Annotated in this window: 12 protein-coding genes; 5 read left to right on the top strand and 7 right to left on the bottom strand. The window is 68.4% G+C overall.

Annotated features, from left to right (window positions below; all coding sequences use genetic code 11):
- Nucleotides 1–29: 29 nt before the first annotated feature.
- Both EV668_RS07020 and EV668_RS07025 read left to right on the top strand, forming a co-directional pair.
- Entirely contained in the window at nucleotides 30–908 is an 879-nt protein-coding gene (locus tag EV668_RS07020) for a carbohydrate ABC transporter permease (protein ID WP_133769070.1), read from the top strand.
- Nucleotides 905–1,813 (top strand): carbohydrate ABC transporter permease, encoded by a 909-nt coding sequence (locus EV668_RS07025; RefSeq protein WP_425359587.1) that lies wholly within the window; start codon nucleotides 905–907, stop codon nucleotides 1,811–1,813. The genes EV668_RS07020 and EV668_RS07025 overlap by 4 nt, the downstream gene beginning before the upstream one ends.
- Before the next feature lie 83 nt (nucleotides 1,814–1,896).
- On the opposite strand, the gene EV668_RS07030 is transcribed toward EV668_RS07025, so the two are convergent.
- A complete protein-coding gene (locus EV668_RS07030; protein WP_133769071.1) occupies nucleotides 1,897–2,874 on the bottom strand; it encodes a hypothetical protein in 978 nt (325 codons plus the stop codon).
- 330 nt (nucleotides 2,875–3,204) lie between these two features.
- On the opposite strand from EV668_RS07030, the gene EV668_RS07035 reads away from it, so the two are divergent.
- The gene (locus tag EV668_RS07035; RefSeq protein ID WP_166652369.1) at nucleotides 3,205–4,647 is read left to right on the top strand and encodes an undecaprenyl-phosphate glucose phosphotransferase; all 1,443 of its coding nucleotides are present in this window, start codon (nucleotides 3,205–3,207) and stop codon (nucleotides 4,645–4,647) included.
- Nucleotides 4,648–4,656: 9 nt separating this feature from the next.
- On the opposite strand, the gene EV668_RS07040 is transcribed toward EV668_RS07035, so the two are convergent.
- On the bottom strand, nucleotides 4,657–5,229 hold the full coding sequence (locus EV668_RS07040) for a DNA-3-methyladenine glycosylase (RefSeq protein ID WP_245512907.1): 573 nt from the start codon (nucleotides 5,227–5,229) through the stop codon (nucleotides 4,657–4,659).
- A complete protein-coding gene (locus EV668_RS07045) occupies nucleotides 5,226–6,104 on the bottom strand; it encodes a LysR family transcriptional regulator (protein ID WP_133769073.1) in 879 nt (292 codons plus the stop codon). The genes EV668_RS07040 and EV668_RS07045 overlap by 4 nt, the downstream gene beginning before the upstream one ends.
- A 102-nt stretch (nucleotides 6,105–6,206) precedes the next feature.
- On the opposite strand from EV668_RS07045, the gene EV668_RS07050 reads away from it, so the two are divergent.
- On the top strand, nucleotides 6,207–7,370 hold the full coding sequence (locus EV668_RS07050) for a mandelate racemase/muconate lactonizing enzyme family protein (protein WP_133769074.1): 1,164 nt from the start codon (nucleotides 6,207–6,209) through the stop codon (nucleotides 7,368–7,370).
- Nucleotides 7,371–7,384: 14 nt separating this feature from the next.
- Nucleotides 7,385–8,557, top strand: a complete 1,173-nt coding sequence (locus EV668_RS07055; protein WP_133769075.1) for a M20 aminoacylase family protein — start codon at nucleotides 7,385–7,387, stop codon at nucleotides 8,555–8,557.
- Nucleotides 8,558–8,566: 9 nt separating this feature from the next.
- Here the strand turns inward: EV668_RS07055 and EV668_RS07060 are convergent, their stop codons facing one another.
- The 4 genes from EV668_RS07060 to EV668_RS07075 form a co-directional block, all read right to left on the bottom strand.
- A complete protein-coding gene (locus EV668_RS07060) occupies nucleotides 8,567–9,163 on the bottom strand; it encodes a cell wall hydrolase (protein WP_166652370.1) in 597 nt (198 codons plus the stop codon).
- Between the two features lie 107 nt (nucleotides 9,164–9,270).
- Nucleotides 9,271–11,271 carry a DNA helicase RecQ gene (gene recQ / locus EV668_RS07065; protein ID WP_133769076.1) on the bottom strand — a complete coding sequence of 667 codons (2,001 nt, stop codon included), beginning with the start codon at nucleotides 11,269–11,271 and terminating at the stop codon, nucleotides 9,271–9,273.
- Nucleotides 11,272–11,345: 74 nt separating this feature from the next.
- Nucleotides 11,346–11,825, bottom strand: coding sequence for a cupredoxin domain-containing protein (locus EV668_RS07070; protein WP_133769077.1), 480 nt, complete (start codon nucleotides 11,823–11,825; stop codon nucleotides 11,346–11,348).
- Nucleotides 11,826–11,918: 93 nt separating this feature from the next.
- Nucleotides 11,919–12,395, bottom strand: coding sequence for a cupredoxin domain-containing protein (locus EV668_RS07075; protein ID WP_133769078.1), 477 nt, complete (start codon nucleotides 12,393–12,395; stop codon nucleotides 11,919–11,921).
- Between the last annotated feature and the right edge of the window lie 19 nt (nucleotides 12,396–12,414).

Below are 12,414 nucleotides of genomic sequence, written 5' to 3' on the forward strand. Positions count from 1 at the left end.
GGCGACCCTCGAACAAGGGAGAGCCGGGGATGACGGCATCGGCGCTCGCGGCGGAGGACGGCGTATCTGCGCCTGCGAAACCTCCCGGCCGGCTCTCCTCATGGCAGGTATGGGGGGCGATCCTGATCGCACCCTACCTGCTCGTCTTCCTGCTCTTCGTCGTCTACCCGGTCGGCTACGGGCTCTGGCTTGCGCGCCACCCGGTCAGCTACGTGCACCTCTTCGAAGATCCGATCTTCAAGGGCACGGTCGTCAACACGTTGATCTTCCTGATCGTGGGGATCAACCTGAAGATGTTCCTGGCGCTGCTGCTCTCCGGGTTCTTCATGAACCAGCGCGTCTGGATCCGCTGGCTGTCGGTTCTCTTCATCCTCCCCTGGGCGGTGCCGTCCATCCCGACGATCCTGTCGGTCCGCTTCATGCTGAACCCCGAATGGGGCGTCGTGAACCAGCTCATCTTCAAGCTGACCGCCGAGGACGGCCCCAACTGGCTCAACGACCCGCGCCTCGCGCTGACCTTCGCGATCGCCGTCCACATCTGGAAGTCGCTGCCGTTCTGGACGCTGATCCTGCTCGCCGGGCGGCTTGCGATCTCGAACGACCTCTACGAGGCCGCTTCGGTCGATGGGGCGTCCTCCGTGCAGAAGTTCACCTACATCACCTGGCCGTCCATGCGGACGCTCTACGTGACCTGCACGATCCTCTCGATGATCTGGACGCTGGGAGACTTCAACAGCGTCTACCTACTCACGGGCGGGGGACCCGCGGACCTGACCCACGTCCTCGCGACACTCGGCATCCGCTATCTGCGGCTCGATCAGGTCGATCTCTCGATGGCCGCCGTCGTCTGCGCCATGCCGCTCGTCCTGCCGCTCGTCTGGTACCTGATGGGGAGGCTGTCGAAATGAGTGCGACGATGGCCGCCGCCAAGACCCCAGGCCGAGCTTCTTCCGACGCGGAGCCGCCGCGGAACTGGTTTCGGGAGATCGGCACCGACGCCAAGCTCCTCCTGATCGGCATCCCGGTCGCGATCTGGACGCTTCTGCCGATCTATCACCTGTTCCTGTTCGCGATCTCGCCGAAGCAGGACGCGTTTTCAGGCCAGCTCTTCCCCACCAATCCGACGCTGAACAACTTCAGGATCGTGTTCGGCGAGAAGCACTACTTCCTCTCGCATTTCTGGCAGCAGCTCTGGAACTCGACCCTCATCGCGGCGGCGACGGGTATCCTGACGCTCCTGATCGCCACCTCGGCGGCCTTCGCGATCAGTCGCCTGAAGGTGAGGGGAGGGCGGACGGTGATGAACCTCGCCCTCTTCACCTATTTCATCCCGGCGGCCTTCCTCGCCGTCCCGATGTACAAGACGATGGGGGCCTACGGGCTCCTCAACTCGCACTGGGCGCTGATCCTCGCGATGGTCACGATCGCGAGCCCCTATGCGATCTGGGTGCTGAAACAGGCGTCCGACAAGCTGCCCTACGAACTCGACGAGGCCGCGGTGATGGACGGGGCGTCGCCGCTCCAGCTCTTCCGCCTGGTCTACATCCCGCTGATGCTGCCTTCGCTCGTCGCCGTCGGCATCTACGCGGTGCTGCTGGCGTGGAACGAGTACCTTTTCGCCTTCCTGCTCCTGTCCGGGGACCGACAGGTGACGCTGCCCGTGGCGCTCGGCAACTTCCTCGCGGCCGATGACAGCCCCTGGGAACTGCTGATGGCGACCGGGCTCATCTATGCGCTCCCGCCCGCCGCGATCTACTACGTCTTCAAGCGCTACATGGTGGGCGGCTTGACGGCAGGCGCCGTCAAGAGCTGAGCCGGGGAGGGCAGTCCGCGCGAGCCCCGCCCGACGAGAGCGTCGGCGGGCTGGGCCTGCAGCCTATCCGCGGACAGTACTGCTCAGTCGTCGAAGGGATTGCGCTCGACGAGTTCGTTCGTCGGCGGGATGCCGTAGGGATCGCGCGGCTGGACCTGTTCGCGCACCCGCACGCGCGTGGGGCCTTGGGTCGGGCCGCCGGGCTGGGCCGCCGCAGCGACCGCTACGCCGAGGCGCTGCGCGAGCGTGATCGCGCGGCCTTCGCTGAAGCGCGCGTTGCAGAAGCTATGCTGCGGCTCACGCGCGTAGCCGCGGCAGGTGGTCTCGCGCTCCGAGGAGAACGCGGCCTGCTCGGCCACGATCGGGCGGACCCCTTCGGGGCGCGCCCGCTGGACGAGGACCTTGTAGTTCTCCCGCGCGGCCTTGTCGGCGCTGGCACGGATCGATTCGTATTCCCGAGCCCGGCCGAGGAGCTGGTTCGGCTCCGGCCCCCAGAGGCCGCTGGCATCGGCCTGGCACTGGGCCGCCTGGAACAGGCAGCTCTCGCCGGCTCCCTTCACCAGAACCGATTCGTCCAGGATATCGAGCGTCAGCGAGCAGCCGGCCTCATCGATCGAGAAGCGCTGGAGGCCCTCGCCCCGGCCCTGCGACACCAGCGGAACGCCGTCCGATCCGCCGAGCGCCACCGAGCAGGTCTCCACCGACTGGGCGGACCGGCGGCCGACCAGCGTGATCCGAGCGCGCAGATCGGACCGTCCGCCCACCCGCTCGATCCGGAGCGAGCCCGAAGAACCGTTCTGTTTCAGCTCCTTGCCGAGAAGTGCTTCCTCGGACGGCACACGCAGCGAGACGGGCCGTGCCTGGATGGGAGCGGGGCGCGCGCGCGGCGGCTCGCCCGCTCCGAAACCGTCCGGCCCAGGGGCCACAGGCGCAGGCTGCGGAGCGACCGGTCGGCTCGGCGCTATTCCGAACAGGCGTTCGAAGAAGTTCTGCGCCTGCGCCGCCGGCGCGAAAGCAGCGGAAGCGGCGGTGAGGAGAAGAAAGAGGCGAAGACGTCTCATGATCCCTGGCATGCCGCCACTCTGCGCCAAAACTGCGGCCAAACCTCGGCTTCTCGCGGCACGCCCTTTTAGCGCGGTATTCGATTCACGTCGTGATCTTGCCGCAACACCGGCGCGATCCCCGCGCATCGTTGCGGGACAGCCGTGTTTCGCGAGGACACGAGCCGAGCGTCCGGGGGACGTCGTCCGCCCCTGGGGATGCCGCCGCCACAGGGGAATGGACAGGGATCGAGCGGGGAGCGTCGCTGGCATGTGGATCGCGCTCTGAGAGGCAGAGGTCCGGCGATTGTCTCATTTTGGGGCGGCCGGGCGAACGGACGCGGTCTCGAAATGTCGGTTTTCCATTCGGTCGAACCGAACGTTGGTGTGCGGCGCTCGCGCAGCATCGACTTCTTCCGCTACGCCTTCCCGGCGCTGGCGCTCGCCGTCTCGGCCGCCGCGGTGCTCCTTGCCGCAGCCGGCTCCTGGCTGATCTGGCGCCTCGTGCCGGGCGCGCTCTTCGGATCGGCGGAGCTGCATCTGCGGCTCGGCATCGGGGCGGCGGTTCTCGTGACCCTCTTCACGGTTCTGAGGGACGAACACCGGCTGACGTTCTATCTCGCCGACGAACACAAGGTGTCCAAGACCGCCCGCGTCTGGAACATGGCGTTCATCGTCCTGTTCATCATGGCCTTCCTGACGAGACGCGCGGACGAGCTCTCGCGCGGCATCGTCGTCATCTTCTACTTCTCCGGCTTCCTGTCCCTGTGGGCGGCACGCCGGGCGATGTCGCGGCTCCTGCAGATCGCGAGCAAGTTCAAGATGGTCGCCACGCAGCGGCTGCTCGTGGTCGGCACCGAGGTCGCGATCGGCACGTTCCTGCGCCGGCACCAGCCCTGGAATCTCGGTTTCGAGGTCGTCGGAACCATCTCGCTCGACGGGCGGCCGAAAGGTTCGGACGGCGCGCCGTCCCGCGAATTCATGCAGGCCATCGAGCGGGCGAGGGCGCTCAACGTTGACGACGTCTACATCGCCGTCCCGTGGTCGAACGTCGAGCTGATCGATCTCTGCGTCGAAGCCTTCCTGAACACGCCGACGACGATCCACCTGGCGCCCGAGCGCGTCCTCAACCGCTTCGATCAGGTCTCGATCTCGCGCGTCGGCGCCATGGCGAGCCTCGAGCTGACGCGGCCGATGTCGGCGCCCGCCGTCGCGCTGAAGCGTGCGTTCGATCTCGTCCTGGCGATCGCCGGCCTCGTGGTCCTCGCGCCGTTCTTCGCGGTCGTCGCGCTCGCCATCAAGCTCGACAGTCCCGGCCCGGTCTTCTTCTTTCAGACCCGCTACGGCTTCAATCATCGCCGGTTCCGGATCGTGAAGTTCCGCACGATGTCCACCTTCAGCGACGACGCCCACGTTCCGCAGGCGCGCGCGAACGATCCCCGGATCACGCGGATCGGCGCATGGCTCCGCCGGACCAATATCGACGAGCTGCCCCAGCTTCTGAACGTCGTGGCGGGCCAGATGTCGCTCGTCGGTCCCCGGCCCCATGCGGTCCCGCATAACCGGGAATACGAGCGGCGCATCGCCCGCTACGCGCGCCGTCACAACGTGCGGCCGGGCATCACGGGCTGGGCTCAGGTCAACGGCCTGCGCGGGGAGACCGACACCGAGGACAAGATGCGGCGGCGCGTCGAGTACGATCTCTACTACATCGACAACTGGTCGCCGATGCTCGATCTGCGCATCCTGTTCCGCACGATCTTCTCCGCCAAGGCGTACCGGAACGCGCGTTGACGGACCTCGTCAGGGCCTCGGGAATGGGCGGCTGAGATAGGGCGAGCCGGCCACGCCGAACCGCCAGGGCCGATCCATCGCCTTGGTGATGCCGATCCTCGCGCCGTCCCGGACCATCCGCCGGGACGCCTCCCCGCAGAGCAGCCGAAAGGGCGGCGCATCGAGTGCCACCCCGTCGAGCCGGCGGGTTACGCCGAGCGCCTGCGACAGCCTCCCCGGCCCCGAACAGAGCAGCTTGTCCGACTGGAGCCCCCGTCGCTCGCGCATCGCGCCGATGCCGTGCGTCGGCTCGAGCGCACGGATCAGCACGGCGGCTCCGTGGCCCTCCTCCCGGCAGACGAGGTTGAGGCACCAGTGAATGCCGTAGGAGAGATAGACGTAGGCATGGCCGGGCGGGCCGAACATCGCCGCGTTCCGCGCCGTCGGGCCGGAGAAGCTGTGCGACGCCGGATCCTCGCGGTCATAGGCTTCGGTCTCGACGATCTCGCCGCCAGCTCCGTCGACGAGCAGCGTGACCCCGATCAGAGCGCGGGCCACCGTCACGACGTCCCGGTCGAAGAACGCGGGTCCGAGCGGCGTCACGACCGTGCCTCCGTGACGAGCTTCGTCCAGAACGCGTCTCCGTGGCGGCCGGCGCCTTTCGCGGAGCGGATGATCCGGATCGCGATCGGAATGGGGAGAGGGGCATCCTTCGCGGGAACCAGCACGCCCTCGGCAAGGTCCGCCGCGACGAGGCTTTCCGGCAGCCAGGCGAGGCCGCGACCATCGCGCGCCATCGACCGGAGCGTCGCGGCGAGATGCGAGGTGAAGTTCGGCTTCCGCGCGCCGGACATCCCGAGCGCGGACAGGATCCGGCCGAGGCCCGAGCCTGCGCCGTAGCCGAGGACCGACGCTGCGGGATCGAGCGCGGAGAACAGCGCCTCGCCCTCGGCGGATGGAGCGCAGACGAGCCGCAACCGATCCTCTCCGATCCGCACGGATGTGAAGCCGGGCTCGGCGAGGCCTGTCGGTGCCGCGTCGTGATGGTGGCAGATCAGGAACTCGACGCGGCCGGCCTGCATCAGCCGTTCGCAGGCATCGAGCCCGTCCGAGACGAGGCGGATCGGGACGGCCGGCAGATGGCGCTCGACGCTGCGCAGCCAGGTTGGAAAGACGCTGAAGGAGAGGGCGTGCGTGGCCGCGAAGCGTAGGCTCGCAGCCGCGGCGATGCCTGCCTCCTCGCGGGCGTCGTCGAGACGCCGCACGATGTCGGCGAGCAGCGGCCGGATCCGCCGACCCGCCTCCGTCAAGGCGATCGGCTGCGATCCGCGTTCGAACAGGGGCGCGCCGGCCCAATCCTCCAGCGCCCGAATGCGGCGGCTGAAGGCGGGCTGCGTCACGTGGCGGGCCTCGGCCGCACGGGAGAAATTGCCGGCTTCGGCCAGCGCCTCGAAATCGCGGAGCCAGGCGAGATCCATCACCGCATCCCATGCAAGATCGGCATCGCCCGATCGCGGATCGGCATTGGCCAGGGCCGCGCGGCTTCTGGCATAGGAAGCACGCAGCAGAAGGGGAGCGCCATGCGCATCGTCGAAATCCGTGAGGTCACGAAGCCGATCTCGTCGCCCATCCGCAATGCCTATATCGACTTCACCAAGATGACGTCGAGCCTCGTGGCGGTGGTGACGGACCAGGTGCGGGACGGTCGCCGCGTCGTCGGCTACGGCTTCAACTCGAACGGACGCTACGGCCAGGGCGGACTGATCCGCGAGCGCTTCGCCGGCCGCATCCTCGAGGCCGATCCCGCTACCCTGCTCGATGCGAGCGGCGACAACATCGATCCGGACAAGGTCTGGGCGGCGGCCATGACCAACGAGAAGCCGGGCGGCCACGGCGAGCGGTCGGTCGCCGTCGGCACCATCGACATGGCGGTCTGGGACGCGGTCGCCAAGATCGCCGGCAAGCCCCTGTTCCGGCTTCTCGCGGAGCGCAAGGGGCGCGAGGCCGATCCGAGGGTCTTCGTGTACGCGGCGGGCGGCTACTATTATCCCGGCAAGGACAATTCCGCGCTCCGCGCCGAGATGCGCAGCTATCTCGACCGCGGCTACACCGTCGTGAAGATGAAGATCGGCGGCGCCTCGCTCGACGAGGACCGGGCGAGGATCGAGGCGGTGCTTGCCGAGATCGACGGCGAAGCCCAACTCGCCGTCGACGCGAACGGTCGCTTCGATCTCGAGACCGCCATCGCCTACGCCAAGATGCTCCGGGACTACCCCCTCTTCTGGTACGAGGAGGCGGGCGATCCGCTCGACTACGCCCTCCAGGCGGCGCTTGCCGAGTTCTATCCGGGACCGATGGCGACGGGCGAGAACCTGTTCTCGCACCAGGATGCGCGAAATCTCCTGCGCTACGGCGGCATGCGCCCGGATCGCGACTGGCTGCAATTCGACTGCGCGCTCTCCTACGGCCTCTGCGAGTACATGCGGACGCTGGACGCGCTGGAGGTCGCCGGCTGGTCGCCCTCGCGCTGCATCCCCCATGGCGGCCACCAGATGTCGCTCAACATCGCGGCCGGCCTCGGTCTCGGCGGCAACGAGAGCTACCCCGATCTCTTCCAGCCCTACGGAGGCTTCCCGGACGGCGTGAAGGTCGAAGACGGGCACATCGTGATGCCCGACATTCCGGGCATCGGCTTCGAGGGCAAGGCCGACCTCATTTCGGAGATGCGCGCGCTCGCGGAATGAGTCATGCTCGGGGGATGACGACCATCCCCCGCATCGCCGCCTACGCCGACGAGCTCACTGCCATCCGGCGCGACTTCCACGCCCACCCCGAAATCGGGTTCGAGGAGGTTCGGACCTCCGGCATCGTCGCCGAGAAGCTCGCGAGCTGGGGCGTCGAGGTCCATCGCGGGATCGGCAGGACGGGCGTCGTCGGCATCATCGACGGCAAGCGCCCCGGGCCGAGCGTCGGCCTCCGCGCCGACATGGACGCTCTGCCGATCCTCGAATCGGCCGATGTCCCGTGGCGGTCGACCAAGCCCGGCACCATGCATGCCTGCGGCCATGACGGGCACACGACGATGCTGCTCGGCGCCGCCCGGTATCTCGCCGAGACCCGCGATTTTCCGGGCCGCGCCGTCTGCATCTTCCAGCCGGCCGAGGAGGGGCTCGGCGGCGCGCGGGCCATGCTCGCCGACAAGCTGTTCGAGCGCTTCCCGTGCGACGAGATCTACGGGCTCCACAACACGCCCGCCGGCCCGCGCCACGAGGTTTCGGTTCGGGCCGGCCCGACCATGGCGGCGGCCGACTTCTTCGACATCCACATCAAGGGCCGCGGCTCGCATGGCGCGCTGCCGCAGCAGGCCAACGATCCGACCATGATCGCCGTGACGATCGCGCAGGCGATGCAGACGATCGTCTCGCGCAACGTCGATCCGCTGCGCGCCGCCGTGGTCTCGATCACGCAGATCCATGCCGGCGCGGCCTATAACGTCGTGCCCGAGACGGCGCATCTCGCGGGGACCGTGCGGTGTTTCGATCCGGACGTCCGCATCCTCGTGCGGCGGCGTGTCGAGGAACTCGCGCGCGGCATCGCCGCCGGGTTCGGCGCCACGGTCGAAGTCGATTATCGCGACGTCTTCAGCGTCACGATGAACGGCGAGGTCCAGACGGACGCGGTGGCGGAGATCGCGCGGGAGATCGTCGGCCCCGACCTCACCCGCATCGCCGAGGAGCCCATGATGGGATCCGAAGACTTCGCCGACATGCTCCACCGGGTGCCGGGAGCCTATTTCTTTCTCGGCATGGCGCCCGGCGCCTCGCTCCACAACTCGGCCTACACCTTCGACGACGCGATCCTGCCGGTCGGAGCCTCGATGCTGGCACGGCTCGCCGAGCGCCGGACGGCGGCACTCGCCAACGCGGGGTGAGGGCGGCCGTTACGGAGTCGCCTCGGCGAAGGCGACCTTGATCGGGACGAGCCCCGAAGCCGTCTTCACCACCGCGTCCGGCGCGCGCTCCGGCATGTCTCCGTCCCGCGTCTTCTTGACGTAGAAGCGGTTGCCGCCGGTCGCGGCGACGTAATGCATGTTGGGGTATCGGTAGGTCCGGCCGGCGATGTGGAAATGCAGCGCACCGCCGATGCCCTTGTGGCGTTTCCCGGCGAGGAGTGCATCCGCGACCCTCTCGATCCGCTCCTGGTCGGAGGCCCTCATCGGCTTCGTCAGGACGCCCTGCGCGAATTGCTTCGGCTGCCCGACCACGCCGCAGACGCTTGCGGGATAGCTGGCATTGTCGAGCCGGTTCATGACGACCGTGCCGACCGCGAGCAGCCCCTCGTCGCTCGAGCGGTTGGCTTCGAAATACATCGCGCGCGTCAGGCAGTCCCGGTCGGCGGATGTCGGCGTCGCGACGACCTTGGCGTTCGGCTTCACCTCGGCCGTGTCGATGCCGGTCAGCATGCAGCCACCGAGGCTGGAAGCCAGAAGGCCTGTCGCCAGCCATCCGCAGCCCCGCCGGGCGTATCCGTTCCGCATCGCGTCCCTCATGGTCGGCGGACCGGGCGCATCGGACGCAACGCAGGCCCCTTCCGCATCCGGCCGCGCATCGCACGTCCGATTCTCGAGGCTGAGCCAACGAGGCTTCAGCCGGGCGATTCAACGATCGCAATCCGGCGTCGCTTCATGGCCGTTTCGTGGCAGATCGACGACAGCGCCGACGGAATGCCGGCGCTGGTCAGCGCGAAGCCGGCGGGTGTGGCCTCACTGCCATACCTTCGGCCGTGCTCGGCGAGAGCCGCCAGGAACGCGTCCCCGTAGCGGACGAGCTTGCGGTCGCCGACACCTTGCACCGCCCGCAACTCGCCCTGGCTCTTCGGGCGCCGCTTCGCCATCTCGATGAGCGTGCTGTCGGGGAAGATCATGAAGGCCGCGACACCCTCGTCCCGCGCGAGTTCCATGCGCACCTTGCGCAGGGCTTCGAAGAGGCGCGCCTCCTCCTCGTCGAGACCGGCGAGCCGGGAGCTTCGCTCCTCCCCGCCGCGGCGACGGCGCCCCTCGGGCGAACGTGCGGGAAGGGGGCGGAGCTCGATCCGCTCGCGCCCGAACAGGATGTCCTCGCCCTTCTGCGTCAGGGCGAAGCCGCCGAATTCCTCGCTCGCCTCGGCGAGTGCCCCGGCTGCGAAGAGCTGACGGATCGTCGCCTGCCAGGCCCGCTTGTCGCGATCCCGGCCGACCCCGAAAGTCTTCAGCGCCTCGTGACCGTGGCGCAGAATCGCCTCCGTGCTCTCGCCGGTCAGGAGCGAGGCGAGGTGGGTCGCGCCGAAACGTTGGCCGGTCCGCGCCACCGCGGACAACGCCTTCTGCGCCTCGACCGTCGCGTCGACCGCCTTGTCCGTCGATTCGCAGAGGTCGCAGCGGCCGCAGGGCTCGGATGCTTCCCCGAAATAGGCGAGCAGCGATTGTCGGCGGCAGGTCGCGACCTCGCAGAGGTCGAGCATGGCCGCGAGCCGGCGCTCCTCGATCCGCCGCCGCTCCGGGCCGACCTCCTTCTCGGCGATCTGCCGACGCCGCAGAACCATGTCGTCGAGGCCGTAGAGCGTGAGCGTATCGGCGGGCAGGCCGTCACGGCCGGCGCGGCCGATCTCCTGATAATAGCTCTCGATGCCGCCGGGCATGTCGGCATGCACGACATAGCGCAGGTCGGGCTTGTTGATCCCCATGCCGAAGGCGACGGTCGCGACCATCACGAGCCCGTCCTCCTGGAGGAACTGGTCCTGCCGGCGGCTCCTCAACGTGGAATCGAGACCCGCGTGATAGGCGAGCGCGGGCAGGCCGGCCCGCTCGAACCGCTCCGCGAGGCGCTCGGTGCCGGCGCGCGAGGCCGTATAGACGATGCCGCTCTGCCCGCGCCGCTCGCGCAGGAAGGCCTCGATCCGAGCGGCGGGCCTGTCCTTCGGCTCGAATCGGAGGGACAGGTTCGGCCGGTCGAAGCTGTGCACGACCGTATGAGGCGGCCTCGGAAACAGCTCGCGCTGGATGTCGGACCGGGTCGCGGCATCCGCGGTCGCCGTGAAGGCCAGGACCTGAATCTCGCCGAGCGTCTCGCGGATCCGCGGCAATTGCCGGTATTCCGGCCGGAAATCGTGCCCCCATTGCGAGATGCAATGGGCCTCGTCGACGACGAGACGGCGCATTCCGAGGCGGCGCAGCCGATCCGGCAGCGATCCGGCGGCCAGCCGCTCGGGAGAGACGAAGAGCAGCGACGCCTCGCCCGATTCGAGCGCGGACCACGCCTCGCGCCGCTCGGCATCGCCCTCGGAGGAATTGAGCGACACCGCCTTGATGCCGAGGCCGACGAGTTGCCGCACCTGGTCGCGCATCAGCGCGATCAGGGGGGAGACGACGACCGTCAGGCCCCGATCCACGATGGCCGGAAGCTGGAAGCACATCGACTTGCCGCTGCCGGTCGGCATGACGGCGAAGACGTCTTCCCCCGCGAGAACGGCCGAGACGATCTCCTCCTGACCGGGGCGGAAATCGTCGTAGCCGAAGACCTCCTTCAGCGTCCGACGCGCCACCGCGACCGGCGTCTCCTGCGCAGGGGCATCAAACAAGGCGTCGAGCTTGGCGGTCCGGCTGGGCATGATGCTGATTACGGTCTCGGTGAATGGAGTTGAAGCGCCGGCGCGGTCCGGCTCTCCGATCCCGTCCTCGGCGCTCACCTGACCGTGACGGTCCCCTTCATCCCGGCCTCGTAATGGCCCGGCAGCAGACAGGCGTATTCGAAGGTCCCCGCCTTGGTGAAACGCCAGACGAGACCGTGCGATTCGCCCGGAGCCAGACGCTTCGCATTGGGATCGTCATGCGCCATGTCGGGGCTCTCGGCCATCATCGCCTTGTGCCGCGCATTGCCCTCGATGCTGTCGAGCACGAATTCGTGATCCACCTTGCCCGGATTGGTGAGGACGAATCGGACCTGCTCGCCGCGCCGCACGGTCAGGCTGGCCGGGAAGAAGGCCATCGAGCCGTCCGCCTGCTCCTTCATCGTCACCGGGACGATGCGCGCACGCCCTTTGGCATCGCCGGGCTCGCCGGCCGCGAAGGCGCTGTGAGCATGGCGGTGATGGTGGCCCGGGCCGGCGGCGGCCTGGTTCGCGGCCAGGGCCAGCAGGCCTGCCAGCAGGATCGTCGTCTTCATGGAGAAACCCTCCCTCGATGAAGGGCCTCGATGCGGCCTTCCGACGTGGGAGGGTCAAGAGGGCATCGACGCGGGTGCTACTCGACGCGGGTGCTACTCGACGGTGATCGTGCCCTTCATGCCGGCCTCGTACTGCCCCGGCAGCAGGGATCCGAACTCGAACTGGCCCGGCTTCGTGAAGCGCCAGAGCAAGTCGCCCGTCGTCGCCGGCGCGACGGTCGTGCCGTTCGCCATCTTGCCGGAGACACCCTGAGCGCGTGCCCGGGCATTCTCCTCGACCGATCCGATCACGAATTGATGCTCGAGCTGGCCGAGATTCGGCAGCTGGAATTTCACCTGCTGGCCGAGCTTCACCGTGATCTGGTCGGGCGCGAACAGCATCCGCCCGTCATAGGTCTCCTGCATGGTCACGGTCAGGAGGATCGCCGGCTCCCGAGGTGTCCCCGGCTGGCCGGCCGCGAAATCCTGCTGGGCCGGACGCGGGGCTTTCCGCGCTCCGCTCTGGGCGAGGGCCGGTGACGCCGCGATGGTGCAGGCGACAAGCGCGGCGGAGACGATCGTTCTGAGCATGGTTCCGCTTCAGCGAGCC

Source organism: Enterovirga rhinocerotis, assembly GCF_004363955.1.
Lineage (GTDB): Bacteria > Pseudomonadota > Alphaproteobacteria > Rhizobiales > Beijerinckiaceae > Enterovirga > Enterovirga rhinocerotis.

What these genes read in the sequence shown, in the direction of transcription:
- EV668_RS07020 (WP_133769070.1), top strand. Translation starts at nt 30, where the DNA reads ATGACGGCATCGGCGCTCGCGGCGGAGGACGGCGTATCTGCGCCTGCG.
- EV668_RS07025 (WP_425359587.1), top strand. Translation starts at nt 905, where the DNA reads ATGAGTGCGACGATGGCCGCCGCCAAGACCCCAGGCCGAGCTTCTTCC.
- EV668_RS07030 (WP_133769071.1), bottom strand. Translation starts at nt 2,874, where the DNA reads ATGAGACGTCTTCGCCTCTTTCTTCTCCTCACCGCCGCTTCCGCTGCT.
- EV668_RS07035 (WP_166652369.1), top strand. Translation starts at nt 3,205, where the DNA reads ATGTCGGTTTTCCATTCGGTCGAACCGAACGTTGGTGTGCGGCGCTCG.
- EV668_RS07045 (WP_133769073.1), bottom strand. Translation starts at nt 6,104, where the DNA reads ATGGATCTCGCCTGGCTCCGCGATTTCGAGGCGCTGGCCGAAGCCGGC.
- EV668_RS07050 (WP_133769074.1), top strand. Translation starts at nt 6,207, where the DNA reads ATGCGCATCGTCGAAATCCGTGAGGTCACGAAGCCGATCTCGTCGCCC.
- EV668_RS07055 (WP_133769075.1), top strand. Translation starts at nt 7,385, where the DNA reads ATGACGACCATCCCCCGCATCGCCGCCTACGCCGACGAGCTCACTGCC.
- EV668_RS07060 (WP_166652370.1), bottom strand. Translation starts at nt 9,163, where the DNA reads ATGCGGAACGGATACGCCCGGCGGGGCTGCGGATGGCTGGCGACAGGC.
- recQ (WP_133769076.1), bottom strand. Translation starts at nt 11,271, where the DNA reads ATGCCCAGCCGGACCGCCAAGCTCGACGCCTTGTTTGATGCCCCTGCG.
- EV668_RS07070 (WP_133769077.1), bottom strand. Translation starts at nt 11,825, where the DNA reads ATGAAGACGACGATCCTGCTGGCAGGCCTGCTGGCCCTGGCCGCGAAC.
- EV668_RS07075 (WP_133769078.1), bottom strand. Translation starts at nt 12,395, where the DNA reads ATGCTCAGAACGATCGTCTCCGCCGCGCTTGTCGCCTGCACCATCGCG.